Below are 15,459 nucleotides of genomic sequence, written 5' to 3' on the forward strand. Positions count from 1 at the left end.
CCGGGAAAGGCGGCGGCTTCGAGGGCCGGAGGCTTCGGGAGGCGACTTCGGGGGAGACGGTCATCCATCCGGGCGAGACGGATAATCGGTCCCCATGAGCAAGCGCCTGATCCTCGCCACCCGCAACGCCAACAAGGTCCGCGAGCTGGAGGCCATCCTCTCCGCCGCCGGACTCGACTTCGCCCTGGTCGGCGCCGACGCCTACCCCGAAGTGCCCGACATCAAGGAGACCGGCCTCACCTTCGCCGAGAACGCCCTCCTCAAGGCCCGCACCCTCGCCCAGGCCACCGGTGTCCCCGCCGTAGCCGACGACTCCGGCCTCTGCGTCGACGTCCTCGGCGGAGCCCCCGGCATCTTCTCCGCACGCTGGTCCGGACGGCACGGCGACGACAAGGCCAACCTCGACCTGCTCCTCGCCCAGCTCGCCGACATCGACCACCCCCACCGCACCGCCCACTTCGCCTGTGCGGCGGCCCTGGCCCTCCCCGACGGCACCGAGCGCGTCGTCGAGGGCCGCCTCCCCGGCACCCTCCGCCACGAGCCCTCCGGCACGGGCGGCTTCGGCTACGACCCCATCCTCCAGCCCGACGGAGACACCCGCACCTGCGCCGAACTCTCCCCGGAGGAGAAGAACGCCATCAGCCACCGCGGCCAGGCGTTCCGCGCCCTGGCCCCGGTGATCAGGGAGCTGCTGGGCTGATCGCCGGTCCGTGGAGGTGATCCCGCCGACGACGCCGAAGGCCCGGCTCACCGAGCCGGGCCTTTGATTTCAAGGAAGAATATGGTGCGGCCGGTGGGATTCGAACCCACACGGGGAAATCCCCACTGGGACCTAAACCCAGCATGACTGCCAGTTCCATCACGGCCGCTGGTCGCCGTCCATCGTACCGGTTGGGTCGCCCCCGGAGGGGCGGCGGTCACGAGGCTCCTCGCCGGTTTCGGCGGCACCATGTCCCAGTGGTCGCATGGCAGTTCGGGCACAGATAGCGCAGGTTCTCGCGTCGGTTGTCGTGCGGGGCGCCATTGACATGATCGATCTGGAGCGTCATGGGAACCCCGAGCCACTCGCCCTGGTTACCGCACAGAACGCACCGGTAGGGCACGCCGATCTCGTCCAGGGCCCGGCGCAGCCGGGCATGGTTCGTGCGGGGAGCGCCCTCGGGGCGCATCCGCAGTACTTCGTCGGCGATCCTTTTCGGCGCCTTGGGTCGCATCTCACGCCGAGTGCGCCGCTTGAAATGGGAGGTGTCCAACCCGAGCCGGACCACGTGTCGGTGTACCCGCCGGTGATTCGCGTCATTGACCGGCAGCCCCAGGCGACGCATGACGTCGGCGTAACCGGTACTGCCGGAAACGGCTTCCCGAAGCGGTGCCTCGGGGATGGATTTCCGTGCGTGTGTGAAATGCGAGGTGTCGATGTCCAGTTCGGTGAGCATGCGACGCAGCGCGGCACGCGATCTGCCGTCGTCGGGAACGCCCAGGGCGCGTGCCAGGGCGCGAACGCTGGACGCGAACACCGCGGCTTTCCTCACCTCCTCGGGCGTGAACGGAAGGTCGACCCGAGGACGGTGCAGCGCGGGGATGTGACCGGTGTCGATTCCGGCGGCGGCGATACGGCGCCGGATGTGGGAAAGCGTTCCCGTCGCGGGCGTAGCACCGAGCTTGGCCACGACCTCGCGCAAGGTGGTCGAGCTCGCAACGGCCTCGGCGATCGCCGTATCGGTGTACTTCCGCCAGGGGCTCCGCTGTGTGAAGTGACCGGTGTCGATACCGTGCTCGCTCACGAGTCTCTGGAGAGCGCGGCGCCTTCCCCCATTGGACGGGACACCCAGCGCGCGCATGAGATCAGCCCATGTCGACGAGCGAGCCACGGCCTCGACGAGGGTCTCACGTGGGACATCAGCCGGCATGGTGCCCCGCGAACAGCGCTTTCGCGCGTGCCGGGCGACCCAGGGCGAGTCGGTTGCCGAGAGAGCCCTCGGGTCGGCGCGGGCGTACGGGCGTGAAGTGCGAGGTGTCGACGCCCCACCGTTCCGGCAGCGTGCGGACGTGTCCGCGTCTGCCGCTCGTCGGTGTCGCGCCGAGGCGGGTGATCGCCTCGGAGAGGGTCGCCGACGCGCGGACGGCGTCGGCGAGTGCTTCCCGGGTGCAGCGGACGGCCACGGCCCCTCCCCTGCTTCCCTGGTGGACCGTCCGCGGGTGTTCGGTCGTGTGTCGCGGACTCGTACTGGTCAACGAGTCCGGTGACGTTCGGTTACGCCGGTCGACCGGGGAGGGGCGGAGGAGGAGCCGGGGAGGGGAGGCGTCAGATCGCGAGGTCCTTGATCAGCTTGGCGACGTGGCCCGTGGCCCTGACGTTGTAGAGGGCCCGCTCGACCCTGCCGTCCCCGTCGACGATCACGGTGGACCGGATGACGCCGGTGACGGTCCTGCCGTAGAGCTTCTTCTCGCCGAAGGCGCCGTACGCCTCCAGGACCTTCTTCTCCGGGTCGGCGACGAGGGTGACCCTCAGGTTCTCCTTCTCGCGGAACCTGGCGAGCTTCTCGGGCTTGTCGGGGGAGACGCCGATCACGTCGTAGCCCGCGCCGGCGAGGAGGTCGAGGTTGTCGGTGAAGTCGCAGGCCTGCTTGGTGCAGCCGGGGGTCAGCGCGGCGGGGTAGAAGTAGACGATGACCCTGCGCCCGGCGTAGTCGGAGAGCGAGACGGGGTTGCCGTCGGCGTCGGGCAGGGTGAAGGCGGGGGCGGTGTCGCCGGGTTGCAGTCGCTCGCTCATGGGTGCTCCTCGGGCGGGGTCTCTCTGGGGCGTTACCGCTTCGAAGCCTAGTCACGGTGTGTGCCGGGGGTGGCGCGGGGCATCGGAGGGGGCGGAGCTGCCAGACTGTCGGATAGCCGAATTCCGGTGCGCGGCAGCCCTTGTGGGGCGGATGAGACGGACGAGACGACGGAGGCAGTGCGGTGTCGGAAGCCAGGACCCCGGCGGAGATCGAGGCGGCGATCGTCCGCAGGCGGCAGGAGCTCGCCGCGACGCTGGACGAACTGGCGGTGCGGGTGCATCCGAGGACGATCGCGGAGGACGCGAAGGCGCGGGCGGCCGCGGTCGTGGACCGTACGGCGGGCCGGGCGTACGTGGCGGTGAACCGTGCCGTGTCGGACGTGCGGGAGAGGTTCGTGGACGAGGAGGGGCGGCCGCGGCCGGAGCGGATCGTGCCGGTGGTGCTGGTGGTGGTCGGGGTGGCCGGGCTGTTGGTGTCGGCTCGGCGCCGGCGCCGGTAGCGGCTGAGATACGGTCGTACCGTGAGTTCCCAGACGTCCCACCACGACAAGCTACCCATCCGGATGCTGCACGACCGGGTGCTGGTCCGTACCGACAACCCGGAGGGCGAGCGCCGTTCCTCCGGAGGCATCGTCATTCCCGCGACGGCGGCGGTCGGCCGCAGGCTGAGCTGGGCCGAAGTGGTCGCCGTCGGGCAGAGCGTACGGACGGTGGAGCCCGGTGACCGTGTGCTGTACGACCCGGCGGACCGCGCCGAGGTGGAGGTGCGGGGGGTCGCGTACGTGCTGATGCGCGAGCGCGACCTGCACGCCGTGGCGGCCGAGCGGCTGCAGGGGTCGGAGGACTCCACCGGTCTGTATCTGTGAGGGAGGGTCCGGCCCGCAGGTGCGGGCCGGACCGTGTGCCGGGCGGCCCGGCGGTGTCCTACCGGGGGGCGTTCGCCGTGCCGGCCGGGGCCGGTCCGGGGGTGCCGCCGGGGGTGGCGCGGGCGCTCTCCCCGTGGTCGCCGGGAGCGCCGCGGCCGGTTTCGCCGTGTTCTCCGCTCGTCCTGTCGCCCTCCCCGGCGTCGCCGGTTCCGCCGCCGTGGTGTGCGCTGCCGGTCCTGTGATCCGGGGCGGTTCCGCCCCGGTCGGCCGGCTGGCCCGGGGTGTCCGTGCCGTCGCGGCCCCTGCCCCGGTCCCCGCCGCCGTTCTTCCGGTCGTCGTTCCCCCGGTCCGTGTTCCCGGGGGACGGCGTCTTCCGGTCGTCGTTCTTCCGGTCGTCGTTCTTCCGGCCCGGGTTCTTCCGGTCGCCGTCTCCCGGGGCCGGGTCCGTCCCGCCCCCGTCGTGTGCTCCGTCGTCCCCGTCGCGGTGGTCCGGGGCCGCTCGTCCCCGGCCGTCGGTGGTGGAGTCCTCGCCGGTGTCCGGCTCGGGGGCGGGGGAGGCGCCGGGCTCGTCGGCGACCCGGGTGGGGTCGGCGTCGGGTGAGGCCTCCTGGGAGGGGTCGGGCGAGGCCTTGGGCATGCGGTGCTTTCCGCCGGGCTTGAGCTGGAACTTCTTCACGGGGCTGCCCTGGAGCGCCCGGGCGGTGTAGGCGGCCCAGATCCGGGAGGGGAAGTCGGCGCCGTTGACGCGGGCGAGTCCGCCGGCGCCGTAGAGGGGCTTGTGGACGCCGGTCTCGGGGTCCTGGCCCATGACGGCGACGACGGTGGTCAGGTCGGGGGTGTAGCCGGCGAACCAGGCGGCGCGGTCTTCCTCGGCGGTGCCGGTCTTGCCGGCGGCGGGGCGGCCGGCGGCCTTGACGGTGGCGCCGGTGCCCTCCTCGACGACGCCGCGCAGGACGGCGGTGGTGGCGTCGGCGGTGGCGCGGGAGACGGCCTGTTCGGTGCGCTGCTCGGGGATTCGAACGGGTTCCCCGTTCCGGGTGATCTCCTTGACGAGGGTGTAATCGATGCGTTTGCCGTGGTTGGCGAGGGTGGCGTAGGCCTGGGCGAGGTCGAGGGTGCTGGGGGAGGCGGTGCCCAGGGAGAGGGACGCGTGGGCGTCGGCGACGCCGGGGGTCTGCTCGGGGAGGCCGAGGGCGAGGGCGGTCTTCTTGACCTTCTCGGGGCCGACGTCGACGCCCATCTGGGCGAAGACGGCGTTGACGGACTTGTTCATGGCGGTGGTGACGGGGATGTCGCCGTAGTCGGTCTCGTCCTCGTTCTCGGGTTTCCAGGTGGTGGGTCCGTGGGGGCCGATGACGGTGCGGCCGCTGGTGCCGTCGTAGACGGTGCCGGGGCCGATGCGTTCGCCGTCGCGGGTCCTGGCGCCGTGTTCGAGGGCGGCGGCGTAGACGAAGGGCTTGAAGGTGGAGCCGGCCTGGTAGTCGCGGCGGGTGGCGTTGTTGACGAACTGCCGTGTGTAGTCGACGCCGCCGTACATGGCGACGACCTCGCCGGTGCGGGGGTCGATGGAGGTGCCGCCGGCGCGGACGTAGCGGTCCACCGCGCGGTCGTCGCTGAGCCGGGAGAGGAGTTCCTTCTCGACGGCCTCGACCATGGCCCGCTGTTTGCGGCGGTCGATGGTGGTGGTGATGCGGAGGCCGCCCCGGGAGAGCCGGCGTTCGCTGAGGATGCCGTTGCCGGTGAGGTACCGGTTGACGGCTTCGACGATGTAGCCGCGCTGGCCGGAGAGGCCGTGGGGGGGCTTGGCGGGGCCGGGGGCGGGGAAGGTCATGTCGGCTCGTTCGGAGGGCTTGAGCCAGCCTTCGGCGACCATGCCGTCCAGGACGTAGTTCCAGCGGGCGAGGGCGCGTTCCCGGTTCTCGGGGTGGGCGGCGACGTCGTAGAGGTTGGGGGAGTTGAGGAGAGCGGCGAGGTAGGCGCCCTCGGCGGTGGTGAGGTCGGCGGCGTCCTTGCCGTAGTAGGCCTGGGCGGCGGCCTGGACGCCGTAGGAGTTGCGCCCGAAGTAGCTGGTGTTGAGGTAGCCGGCGAGGATGTCGTCCTTGCCGACCTGGCTGTCGAGCTTGAGGGCGATGAAGAACTCCTTGGTCTTGCGGGTGAGGGTCTGCTCCTGTCCGAGGTAGTAGTTCTTCACGTACTGCTGGGTGATGGTGGAGCCGGACTGCTTCCCCTCGCCGCGGAGCATGTTCCAGCCGGCGCGGATCATGGCGGTGACGTCGACGGCGGCCTGGTTGTAGAAGTCGCGGTCCTCGGCGGCGAGTACGGCCCGGCGGGTGGTCTCGGGGATGTCGTCCAGGTCGACGTTCTGGCGGTTGATCTCGCCGTCGCGGGCGAGCTGGGTGCCGTCGGAGTAGAGGTAGACGTTGTTCTGGGCGGCGGCGGCCGTGTTGGGGGCGGGGATGTCCACAAGGAGGTAGCCGGCGACGAAGGCGCCGGAGGCCGCCAGGGCGGTCAGGACGGCGGCGCCCAGGATCACCCGCCAGGTGGGTGACAGTCGCCGCGGCCGGGTGCGCCGGGCGCGCTCCTCGCCGTGCGGCTCCTCGCTGTTCGGCTCCTCGCTCATGGCAGCAGGGCTCCTTGTCGTTATGACGCCTTCATACCTTTTGCATGGATAGCCCCAGAGGTAACTTTTGCATCATTCGCCCCGGGGGGCGAGGCCGGATCACACCTGCGGCGGCGCGTGAGGGGTCCAAGAGGACGAACGGGCTTTCGGGGCGGCGGAAATCCTCTGCGGCCCTGCCGCCGGGGTGGCTAAGCTGTCACGCTCCGCCGTCACCCCGGAGGCCGCCGGATGCACTCGTTACGCCTCTTCCCCGCCGTCGCGGTCGGCGGTTTCCGCCGCTACGCGGCGTACCGGGCGGCCACCGCCGCGGGGGTCTTCACCAACACCGTCTTCGGGTTCATTCTGTCGTTCGCGTTCATGGCCCTGTGGGGCGAGCGTCCCGGTCTGGGCGGTTACGACCGGGAGCAGGCGCTGACGTTCGTGTGGACCGGGCAGGCGCTGCTGGCGGCCATGGCCCTGCTGGGCGGGGGGTTCCAGGAGGAGCTGCAGGAGCGCATCCGTTCGGGGGACGTGGTGGTCGACCTGTACCGCCCCGCCGATCTGCAGGTGTGGTGGCTCTCGGCCGACCTGGGGAGGGCCGCTTTCCAGTTGCTGGGGCGGGGTGTGGTGCCGATGGCCGTGGGGGCTCTGGTCTTCCCGCTGGTGCTGCCGGCCGATCCGCTGGTGTGGGCGGCGTTCGCGCTGTCGGTGCTGCTGGGACTGCTGGTGGGTTTCGCGGTGCGCTACCTGGTGGCGCTGAGCGCGTTCTGGCTGCTGGACGGTTCGGGGGTGAGCGCGGTCAGCGGCCTGCTGTGCGTGTTCTTCTCGGGGAACCTGCTGCCCCTGACGGTCTTTCCGGGGGCGTTCGGCGAGGTGGTGCGGACGCTGCCGTGGGCGGCGATGCTCCAGGTGCCCGCCGATGTGCTGCTGGGGGAGTACCGGGGCGCGGGCCTGGCGGGCGCGCTGGCGTTCCAGGGCGGCTGGGCGGTGGTGCTGCTGGCGGCGGGGCGGGTGGCGCAGTCGGCGGCCACGCGCAAGGTGGTGGTGCAGGGTGGCTGAGGGGGCGGCCGGCGCGGGGCCGGGGGAGGTCCCGGGCCGGCCCGGGGGACGTGCCGGGGTGCTGTGGCAGGGGCTGCGGGCGTACGGGCTGGTCGTGGCGATGTGGGTGCGTTCGACGATGGCCTACCGGGCGTCGTTCGCGATGGTGGTGCTGGTGAACCTGCTGGTGAGCGGGTTGGAGTTCGTCGGCATCTCGATCATGTTCTCGCACGTCGACGTGCTCGGCGGGTTCGGTTTCGCCGAGGTGGCGTTCCTGTACGGGACGGCGACCACCGCGTTCGGGATCGCGGACCTGCTGCTCGGTTCCCTCCAGCGGATCGGCGCGCGGGTGCGGGACGGGACGGTGGACACGCTGCTGGTGCGTCCGGCGCCGGTGCTGGCCCAGGCGGCGGCCGACCGTTTCGCGCTGCGCCGGGTGGGGCGGGTCGTGCAGGGGCTGGGGGTGCTGCTGTGGTCGCTGACGCGGCTGGAGGTGGACTGGACGCCGGGCCTGGCCGTCCTGGTGGTGGTGACGGTGGTGGCCGGTTCGCTGATCTTCGGCGCGCTGCTGGTGGCGGGGGCGGCCTTCCAGTTCTGGGCGCAGGACGCCTCCGAGGTGCAGAACGCGTTCACCTACGGCGGGAACACGCTGCTGCAGTATCCGCCGACGCTCTTCGCGCAGGAGCTGGTGCGGGGGGTGACGTTCGTGGTGCCGCTGGCCTTCGTCAACTGGCTGCCGGCGCTGCGGGTGCTGGGCAGGGACGATCCGCTGGGGCTGCCGGGGTGGGCGGACTTCCTCTCGCCGGCGGTGGCGCTGGTGTGCTGTGCGGCGGCCGGGTGGGTGTGGCGGGCGGCGCTGCGGGGGCATCGGAGCACGGGGAGCTGAGGCGGGCGTGGACGGGAGCGGGGACGTGGACGGGTTCATCGAGCTGGACGGGGTGGAGAAGGTCTTCCGGGTGCGGCGGCGCACCGGGCGGTGGCGCCGCGAGGTGCGGGAGGTGCGGGCCGTGGACGGGATCTCCTTCCGGGTGCCGCGCGGCGCGATGGTGGGGTACATCGGGCCGAACGGGGCGGGGAAGTCCACCACGATCAAGATGCTGACGGGTGTTCTGACGCCGAGCGGCGGCCGGATCCGGGTGGCGGGCACGGATCCGTCCCGGGAGCGCGTCCGGCTGGCGCGGCGCATCGGGGTGGTGTTCGGGCAGCGCACCACTCTGTGGTGGGACCTGCCGCTGCGGGAGTCGTACGTGCTGGTGCGGCGGCTGTACCGAGTGCCGGAGGCGCGCTGGCGGGCCAATCTGGAGCGGTGTGTGGAGCTGCTGGAGCTGGGCGCGCTGCTGGACGTGCCGGTGCGGCAGCTCTCGCTGGGGCAGCGGATGCGCGGCGACATCGCCGCCGCGCTGCTGCACGACCCGGAGGTGCTGTACCTGGACGAGCCGACCATCGGGCTGGACGTGGTCAGCAAGGCGCGGGTGCGGGAGTTCCTGCGGAACGTCAACGCCGAGCGCGGGGTCACGGTTCTGCTGACCACTCACGACCTGACGGACATCGAGCAGTTGTGCGACCGGGTGATGGTCATCGACCACGGCCGTCTGGTGTACGACGGCGGGCTGGAGGGCCTGCACCGGGTGGGCGGCAGCGAGCGCGTCCTGGTGGTGGACCTGGAGCGGGAGGCGGAGCCGATCCGGGTGGAGGGGGCGCGGCCGGTCCGGGTGGAGGGTCCGCGCCAGTGGCTGGCCTTTCCGGCGGGCGCGTCCGCGGCGCCGCTGGTGGCGCGGATCGCGGCGGAGTACCCGCTGGTGGACCTGTCGGTGCGGGAGCCGGACATCGAGGACGTCATCGCCCGGATGTACGAGCGGGGCGCCGCGGTCCGCGGCGGGGGCGAGGACGCTCCCTCCCGCGCGGTGGACGCCGGGGACGTCCCGACGGCGTAGCCGCCGTGCCGCCGGGACGTCCCGGGCCGGTCAGAGCGCGGCGGGCGACGCGCCCTTGAGGGCCTTGAGGTCGACGGCCTGGGCCATCGCGCGGAAGCCGCTGTCGCTGGGGTGGAGGTGGTCGCCCGAGTCGTAGGCGGGACGGAGCCGCTGCGGGGCCGCGGGGTCGCGCAGGGCCGCGTCGAAGTCGACGACCGTGTCGAAGACGCCGCCGCGGCGGATCTGCTCGTTGACCTGCCGCCGTACGGCTTCCAGCTGCGGGGTGTGCTTGCGGTGCCCGGCGAACGGGGTCAGCGTCGACCCGATCACGCGCAGTCCGCGCTGGTGGGCGCGCTGGGTGATCAGTTCCAGGCCGTCCACGATCTTCTGGGGGTCGGTCTGGTGGGGGGTCTTGAGGATGTCGTTGATGCCGAGCTGGACGACCAGGACCTTGGCGCCGGTGCGGGAGAGGGCGTCCCTCTCCAGCCGGTTCAGGGCGCTCGGGCCGTTCTTGAGGTCGAGGGGGGAGGCGTCGAGGAGGATCCGGTTCCCGCTGATGCCCTGGTTGAGGACGCTGTAGCGGGGTGCGCCGCGTTCGGTGCGCAGCCGGTCGGCGAGGAAGTCGGTCCAGCGGCGGTTGGCCCCGGGGCTGGAGGTGACGCCGTCGGTGATGGAGTCGCCGAGGGCCACGACGGCCCCCTCGGCCTCGTTCGTCCACACGTCGACGGCGGTCACGTAGCGCCAGTAGGTGGTCTGCTCGGTGTAGGGGGTGCCGGTGGTGTCGGCGGCCCGGTCGCCGCGGGCGAGGTAGCTGGTCTGGCGGGCGTGGGGGTGGTGGGTGACGGCGCCGGAGCCGGTGGGGGTGTAGAGGGTGACGAGCAGGTCGGCGGCGGCGGGCACGTTCAGCCGCACCGCGTCGCTGGTGACGGTGGAGCCGGCCGGGACGGTCACCTCGTTCCGGGCGTCGAAGGTCAGCCGGCGCATGCTGCCCGCGGCGGCCGCGGGGCTGCTGGGCTCGGCGGCCAGGGCGAGGGTGGCGTGGGTGATGGTCAGGGGGCGGGTGCCGAAGAGGTTGGAGAACTGGACGCGCGCGGCGGTCCCGCCGACCGAGGTGTGGACGACGTTCCGCAGGGAGGCGTCCGGATAGCCGTCCGCTGGCGCGTTTGGCTCGGCGGAGGCCGGGGAAGTGGACCAAGTGCCCACCCAGGCGCCCGAGGACGCGGGCGCGGCGGACTCGCCGCCTCGCGGAGCGGAGGCGTCCGGGGCGGGTCTGCGGCCTCCGGCGCCGACGAAGATGGCGGTGGAGACCAGGATGACGACGGCCGCGAGCCCTGCCAGCAGGGCGTATCCCATGTTCCTGGTCACGAGCGGCAGCCTCGTTCGTACACGAAGGTGTCCCCCCTCTGGGCGTGAAGATGCCCACAGGTGTGCGAAGTGATCGGCAAAAGCCCATGATCCCACGGGCGGTGGGGCGGTCCGGCCGGGATCCCCCGTCCGTTACGCGATCGATGAGCGGTCGGCCGGCGGGCGTCGTCGGCCACCGGGTCCGTCCTGTCGGACGCCCGTGGCGCCGTTCGCGTTCCACCGGGCCGTGCCTTGCGACAATGCAGAGGGGGACGGCTCGAACGGGTCTCGAACGGGTGGAGCGGGATGGAACGGACGACAGCGGACGAGAAGACGGACCGAGGAGCCCCCGGGGACACCGCGGCGGCGCCCCGTGCGGCACGGCCGGCGTTCGACCCGACCGCGTTCACGGCCGCCGACGAGGAGAAGCGCCGCGGGGTGCGCCGGATGAAGGCCATCGCGACGGGCGCGCTGCTCGTGGCGGCCGTGGTGTTCGCGCTGGCCACCTGGGCGGAGAACGCGGGGGCGGGGGCCTGGGCGGGCTATGTGGCGGCGGCGGCCGAGGCGGGCATGGTGGGCGCGCTGGCCGACTGGTTCGCGGTGACCGCGCTGTTCAAGCGGCCGATGGGGCTGCCGATCCCGCACACCGCGATCATCCCGACCAAGAAGGACCAACTGGGCCGCAGCCTGGGGGACTTCGTCGGCGAGAACTTCCTGTCGGAGGCGGTGGTGCGGCGCCGGCTGCGCGCGGTGGGCATCGCCGGGCGGCTGGGGCACTGGCTGGCCCAGCCCGACAACGCCGACCGGGTGACGGCCGAGATGTCGACGGCGCTGCGCGGGGCGCTGACGGTGCTGCGGGACAACGACGTGCAGGCGGTGGTGACGGAGGCCGTCACCCGCCGCGTCCACGCCCGGGAGATCGCGCCGACGCTGGGCCGGACGCTGGAGCGGATCGTCGCGGACGGCGGCCACCGCCGGGCGGTGGACCTGGTGTGCGTGCGGGCCTACGACTGGCTGGTGTGGCACCAGGACTCGGTGATGGACGCGGTCGCCGGCGGCGCGCCGGGGTGGACGCCGCGTTTCGTGGACCGCAAGATCGGCGAGCGGGTCTACAAGGAGCTGCTGCGCTTCGTGTCGGAGATGCGGGACATGCCCGACCATCCGGCGCGCGGGGCGCTGGACCGCTTCCTGCGCGACTTCGCCGGGGACCTGCAGTCCGACCCCGACACCCGGGCCCGGGTGGAGCGGGTGAAGTCGGAGATCATCGCCCGCGGCGAGGTGCAGGACGTGATCGCCTCGGTCTGGACGTCGGTGCGGGCCATGATCGTCGCGGCGGTGGAGGACGAGCGCAGCGCACTGCGGCTGCGGGTGCGGGCCTCGGTGCTCTCGCTGGGGAGGCGGCTGTCTGCGGACAGCGGGCTGCGGGGCAAGGTCGACGGCTGGATCGAGGGCGTGGCGGCGCACGTCGTGACCACCTACCGGCACGAGATCACGTCCCTGATCACCGAGACGATCGAGAGCTGGGACGCCGAGCACACCTCCCGCAAGATCGAGGCGAACATCGGCCGGGACCTGCAGTTCATCCGCATCAACGGCACGGTGGTGGGCGCGCTGGCCGGGCTGGCGATCCACACGGTGGCGCACCTGCTGGGCGGCTGACCGCGCCCACCGCCGCCGGGTCATCCGAGCCGCACGGTCCGTCCCTCGGCCGCCGAGACGCGCGCCGCCTCCAGCACCCGCAGGGACCGGGCGGCCTCCCGCGCGGTGACCGGGGGCTCGCCGCCGGTGCGCAGGGCGGCGGCGACGGCGGCGTAGTAGGCGGGGTAGTCGCCGTCGCGGGAGGGCACCGGCTCGGTCGCGTCCCCCGCTCCCAGGACGCCCCAGGCTGGCTCCGGCTCCACGCCCCACCGCTCGCCCGCGACCGGGCGGGCGCCGGAGCGCAGGGCGTCCTCCTGCGGGTCGAGGCCGTACTTGACGTAGGCGGCCTTGCTGCCCAGCACGCGGAAGCGGGGGCCGAGGAGCGCGGCGGTGGCGCTCGTCCACAGGTGGGAGCGGACGCCGGAGGCGTGGTGGAGGGCGATGAAGGTGTCGTCGTCGGTCAGGGCGCCGGGGCGGCGGGCGTCGGACTCGGCGTGGACGGCGGTGACCGGGCCGAAGAGGGTGAGCGCCTGGTCCACCAGGTGGCTGCCCAGGTCGTACAGGAGGCCGCCGACGTCGGCCGGGTCGCCGGACTCGCGCCAGCCGCCCTTGAGGGCGGGGCGCCACCGCTCGAAGCGGGACTCGAAGCGCCACACCTCGCCGAGCGCGCCCTCCTCCAGGAGACCGCGGAGGGTGAGGAAGTCGCCGTCCCAGCGGCGGTTCTGGAACACCGACAGCAGCAGGCCCCGGCGTTCGGCGAGGTCGGCGAGGTCCTCCGCCTCGGCGGCCGTGGCCGCGAGCGGCTTGTCGACGACGACGGCCAGGTCCGCCTCCAGGGCGCGGCGGGCCAGTTCGACGTGGGTGCGGTTGGGGGAGGCGACGACGACGAGGTCCAGCTCGCCGGCGCGGGCGAACAGCGCGTCGGCGTCCGCGGCGATGCGCACGTCCTCGCCGTGCTCGGCCCGGGCCTGCCGCTGCCGTTCGGGGCTGGAGGTGACGACGGTGTCCAGGACGAGGCCGTCGGTGGCGGCGATCAGCGGGGCGTGGAAGACGGCTCCGGCCAGGCCGTAGCCGATCAGCCCGACGCGCAGCGGACCGGAGGATCGGGGAGCGGAGGGGGCGGCGGCAGAGGCGGTGGCGTCCATGCGCCCACTTTGGCAACAGTGTTGCGGAAGTGCAAGCGGGGGCGACAATGACCGGGTGACCCCTGTCTTCCCCGGCGGCCTCCCCCACGGCATCTCCGCGTCCCTCTCCGGCGCCGCGAACCTGCCCGCCCTGCGCGGCCACAACGCGGCGCTCGTCCTTGACCTGCTGCGCGCGGCGGGCGGGACCGGCGCGAGCAGAACGGAACTGGCCGAGGGCACGGGGCTCACACCGCAGGCCGTCAGCAAGATCACCGCCCGGCTGCGGGGGGCGGGCCTGGTGGCCGAGGCGGGCCGCCGCCCCTCCACGGGCGGCAAACCCCGCACGGTCTGGCGCCTGGTGCGCGACGCCCGGTACGCGGTGGGGCTCCACCTGGACCGCGACGAGCTCACCGCCGTCCTGGCGGACCTCCTGGGCGACCCGGTCGCGGTCCACCGCGCCCCCTTCGACCTCGGCGCGCCCCCGGAGCACGCCCTGGAGACGGCGGCCGGGGCCGTACGCGCCCTGCTCGCCCCCACGGCGCCCGGCACCGGGCCGCACGCCGGCGTGCTGGGCGTGGGGGTGGCCTGCCCCGGGCCGCTGGAGCACCGGAGCGGAGTGCTGCGGCGGGTGACCGGCTTCCCCCACTGGGACGGCTTCCCGCTGCGGGACGCGCTGGCCGGACGCCTGGGGCTGCCCGTCGCCCTGGACAAGGACACCAACGCCGCGGCGCTCGGCCTCGCCCTGCGCGGCGGGAACGGCCCGGCGGGCGGACACGGCGGCGAGTCGTTCGCCTACCTGCACCTGGGCACCGGACTGGGCGCCGGACTCGTCCTGGACGGGACGCTGTACCGGGGCGCGCGCACCGGGGCGGGGGAGTTCGGCCACCAGGTCGTCCAGCTCGACGGCCCGGAGTGCGGCTGCGGGGACCGGGGCTGCCTGGAGGCGCTGTGCCTGGCCGCCGCCGCCCGGGGCGACACCGCGGAGGCCGCCCGTGTCCTGGGCGTGGGCGCCGCCAACCTCGCCGGGCTGCTGGACATCGACCGCGTGGTGCTGGGCGGGCGCACCGTGCTGGCCGACCCGGAGCCGTACCGCGCGGGCGTCGGGGCGGTCCTGGCCGCCCGGGCCGGGCGCACCGACGGCCGCCCGGTCCCGGTCTCCACCGCGCCCGGCGGCGCGCGGCTGGTCGCGGACGGGGCGGCGCACCTGGTCCTGGCGCCGGTCTTCGGCCGGCTGGACCCGGTGCGCTGACGTAGCCGCCGGCCGGGCGGGAAACCGGTCGTCGGAGAGTGACTACGCTGGGGGCCGTCGGCGCAGCACGGCGCGGTGCCGCCGCCCCCGGTACGTGTGTACGACAGGCAGGAGTGACGCATGGCGGAGCGCAAACCGATCGAGTCGTGGCTCACCGACATGGACGGGGTGCTCGTCCACGAGGGAGTGCCCATCCCCGGTGCCGACGCCTTCATCAAGCGGTTGAGGGAGTCCGGCAAGCCCTTCCTGGTGCTGACCAACAACTCGATCTACACGCCCCGCGACCTCCACGCCCGGCTGAGGCGGATGGGTCTGGAGGTGCCGGTGGAGAACATCTGGACCTCCGCCCTGGCCACCGCCAAGTTCCTGGACGACCAGCGGCCCGGCGGCACCGCGTACGTCATCGGCGAGGCCGGGCTGACCACCGCCCTCCACGACATCGGCTACATCCTCACCGACACCGAACCGGACTACGTGGTGCTGGGGGAGACGCGCACCTACAGCTTCGAGGCGCTCACCAAGGCGATCCGGCTGATCAACGCCGGGGCGCGGTTCATCGCCACCAACCCCGACGAGACCGGCCCGTCCGCCGAGGGCGCGCTGCCCGCCACCGGATCGGTCGCGGCGCTGATCACCAAGGCGACCGGGCGAGAGCCGTACTTCGTCGGCAAGCCCAACCCGCTGATGATGCGGGCCGGGCTCAACGTCATAGGCGCCCACTCCGAGTCCAGCGCGATGATCGGCGACCGGATGGACACCGACGTCCTGGCCGGGCTGGAGGCCGGGATGGAGACCTTCCTCGTCCTGACCGGGCTGACCGGGGCCGGCGACATCGACCGCTACCCCTTCCGCCCCTCGACGGTCGTCGACTCGATCGCCGACCTGGTCGAGCGGATCTGACCGGCCGGGCCCGCC

Annotated in this window: 15 protein-coding genes and 1 tRNA gene; 9 read left to right on the forward strand and 7 right to left on the reverse strand. The window is 73.2% G+C overall.

Annotated features, from left to right (window positions below):
• Window positions 1-94: 94 nt before the first annotated feature.
• On the forward strand, window positions 95-700 hold the full coding sequence (rdgB, locus tag ABD358_RS11545) for an RdgB/HAM1 family non-canonical purine NTP pyrophosphatase (RefSeq protein ID WP_344630834.1): 606 nt from the start codon (window positions 95-97) through the stop codon (window positions 698-700).
• An 82-nt stretch (window positions 701-782) separates the two neighbouring features.
• Here rdgB and ABD358_RS11550 read toward each other — a convergent pair.
• From ABD358_RS11550 to bcp, 4 genes are all read right to left on the reverse strand, one after another.
• Window positions 783-869, reverse strand: a tRNA-Leu gene (locus ABD358_RS11550).
• Between the two features lie 48 nt (window positions 870-917).
• Window positions 918-1,784 (reverse strand): HNH endonuclease, encoded by an 867-nt coding sequence (locus ABD358_RS11555; protein ID WP_344630835.1) that lies wholly within the window; start codon window positions 1,782-1,784, stop codon window positions 918-920.
• A 115-nt stretch (window positions 1,785-1,899) separates the two neighbouring features.
• Window positions 1,900-2,163 (reverse strand): hypothetical protein, encoded by a 264-nt coding sequence (locus ABD358_RS11560; protein ID WP_344630836.1) that lies wholly within the window; start codon window positions 2,161-2,163, stop codon window positions 1,900-1,902.
• 142 nt (window positions 2,164-2,305) lie between these two features.
• Window positions 2,306-2,773: a thioredoxin-dependent thiol peroxidase gene (bcp, locus tag ABD358_RS11565; RefSeq protein WP_344630837.1), complete on the reverse strand. Its 468-nt coding sequence runs from the start codon at window positions 2,771-2,773 to the stop codon at window positions 2,306-2,308.
• Window positions 2,774-2,955: 182 nt separating this feature from the next.
• Between bcp and ABD358_RS11570 the strand changes: the two genes are divergently transcribed.
• A complete protein-coding gene (locus ABD358_RS11570; protein ID WP_344630838.1) occupies window positions 2,956-3,273 on the forward strand; it encodes a DUF3618 domain-containing protein in 318 nt (105 codons plus the stop codon).
• A gap of 63 nt (window positions 3,274-3,336) precedes the next feature.
• Window positions 3,337-3,639 (forward strand): GroES family chaperonin, encoded by a 303-nt coding sequence (locus ABD358_RS11575; RefSeq protein ID WP_344321345.1) that lies wholly within the window; start codon window positions 3,337-3,339, stop codon window positions 3,637-3,639.
• 58 nt (window positions 3,640-3,697) lie between these two features.
• On the opposite strand, the gene ABD358_RS11580 is transcribed toward ABD358_RS11575, so the two are convergent.
• Window positions 3,698-6,259 (reverse strand): transglycosylase domain-containing protein, encoded by a 2,562-nt coding sequence (locus ABD358_RS11580; RefSeq protein ID WP_344630839.1) that lies wholly within the window; start codon window positions 6,257-6,259, stop codon window positions 3,698-3,700.
• A gap of 228 nt (window positions 6,260-6,487) precedes the next feature.
• Between ABD358_RS11580 and ABD358_RS11585 the strand changes: the two genes are divergently transcribed.
• From ABD358_RS11585 to ABD358_RS11595, 3 genes are all read left to right on the forward strand, one after another.
• Window positions 6,488-7,297, forward strand: coding sequence for an ABC transporter permease (locus tag ABD358_RS11585; RefSeq protein ID WP_344630840.1), 810 nt, complete (start codon window positions 6,488-6,490; stop codon window positions 7,295-7,297).
• Window positions 7,298-7,397: 100 nt separating this feature from the next.
• Window positions 7,398-8,162, forward strand: coding sequence for an ABC transporter permease (locus tag ABD358_RS11590; protein WP_344630919.1), 765 nt, complete (start codon window positions 7,398-7,400; stop codon window positions 8,160-8,162).
• Window positions 8,163-8,169: 7 nt separating this feature from the next.
• Window positions 8,170-9,210, forward strand: coding sequence for an ABC transporter ATP-binding protein (locus ABD358_RS11595; protein ID WP_344630841.1), 1,041 nt, complete (start codon window positions 8,170-8,172; stop codon window positions 9,208-9,210).
• A 30-nt stretch (window positions 9,211-9,240) separates the two neighbouring features.
• Here ABD358_RS11595 and ABD358_RS11600 read toward each other — a convergent pair whose 3' ends face one another.
• A complete protein-coding gene (locus tag ABD358_RS11600) occupies window positions 9,241-10,542 on the reverse strand; it encodes an SGNH/GDSL hydrolase family protein (RefSeq protein WP_344630920.1) in 1,302 nt (433 codons plus the stop codon).
• Between the two features lie 297 nt (window positions 10,543-10,839).
• On the opposite strand from ABD358_RS11600, the gene ABD358_RS11605 reads away from it, so the two are divergent.
• Entirely contained in the window at window positions 10,840-12,192 is a 1,353-nt protein-coding gene (locus tag ABD358_RS11605; RefSeq protein WP_344630842.1) for a DUF445 domain-containing protein, read from the forward strand.
• A 20-nt stretch (window positions 12,193-12,212) separates the two neighbouring features.
• Here the strand turns inward: ABD358_RS11605 and ABD358_RS11610 are convergent, their stop codons facing one another.
• Complete coding sequence (locus tag ABD358_RS11610; RefSeq protein ID WP_344630843.1) at window positions 12,213-13,316, reverse strand: Gfo/Idh/MocA family oxidoreductase; 1,104 nt, start codon at window positions 13,314-13,316, stop codon at window positions 12,213-12,215.
• On the opposite strand from ABD358_RS11610, the gene ABD358_RS11615 reads away from it, so the two are divergent.
• Both ABD358_RS11615 and ABD358_RS11620 read left to right on the forward strand, forming a co-directional pair.
• The gene (locus ABD358_RS11615; protein ID WP_425576304.1) at window positions 13,315-14,544 is read left to right on the forward strand and encodes an ROK family transcriptional regulator; all 1,230 of its coding nucleotides are present in this window, start codon (window positions 13,315-13,317) and stop codon (window positions 14,542-14,544) included. The genes ABD358_RS11610 and ABD358_RS11615 overlap by 2 nt on opposite strands.
• 120 nt (window positions 14,545-14,664) lie before the next feature.
• Complete coding sequence (locus ABD358_RS11620) at window positions 14,665-15,444, forward strand: HAD-IIA family hydrolase (protein WP_344630844.1); 780 nt, start codon at window positions 14,665-14,667, stop codon at window positions 15,442-15,444.
• Window positions 15,445-15,459: the final 15 nt, after the last annotated feature.

Origin of the sequence: Streptomyces glaucosporus (assembly GCF_039533345.1) — a bacterium.
Taxonomy (GTDB): Bacteria; Actinomycetota; Actinomycetes; order Streptomycetales; family Streptomycetaceae; genus Streptomyces; species Streptomyces glaucosporus.

Bases quoted from the DNA above. Each gene is read 5' to 3' on its own strand.
- ABD358_RS11610 (WP_344630843.1), bottom strand. From the start codon at position 13,316: ATGGACGCCACCGCCTCTGCCGCCGCCCCCTCCGCTCCCCGATCCTCC.
- ABD358_RS11580 (WP_344630839.1), bottom strand. From the start codon at position 6,259: ATGAGCGAGGAGCCGAACAGCGAGGAGCCGCACGGCGAGGAGCGCGCC.
- ABD358_RS11585 (WP_344630840.1), top strand. From the start codon at position 6,488: ATGCACTCGTTACGCCTCTTCCCCGCCGTCGCGGTCGGCGGTTTCCGC.
- ABD358_RS11590 (WP_344630919.1), top strand. From the start codon at position 7,398: ATGTGGGTGCGTTCGACGATGGCCTACCGGGCGTCGTTCGCGATGGTG.
- ABD358_RS11605 (WP_344630842.1), top strand. From the start codon at position 10,840: ATGGAACGGACGACAGCGGACGAGAAGACGGACCGAGGAGCCCCCGGG.
- ABD358_RS11615 (WP_425576304.1), top strand. From the start codon at position 13,315: ATGCGCCCACTTTGGCAACAGTGTTGCGGAAGTGCAAGCGGGGGCGAC.
- bcp (WP_344630837.1), bottom strand. From the start codon at position 2,773: ATGAGCGAGCGACTGCAACCCGGCGACACCGCCCCCGCCTTCACCCTG.
- rdgB (WP_344630834.1), top strand. From the start codon at position 95: ATGAGCAAGCGCCTGATCCTCGCCACCCGCAACGCCAACAAGGTCCGC.
- ABD358_RS11575 (WP_344321345.1), top strand. From the start codon at position 3,337: ATGCTGCACGACCGGGTGCTGGTCCGTACCGACAACCCGGAGGGCGAG.
- ABD358_RS11620 (WP_344630844.1), top strand. From the start codon at position 14,665: ATGGCGGAGCGCAAACCGATCGAGTCGTGGCTCACCGACATGGACGGG.
- ABD358_RS11600 (WP_344630920.1), bottom strand. From the start codon at position 10,542: ATGGGATACGCCCTGCTGGCAGGGCTCGCGGCCGTCGTCATCCTGGTC.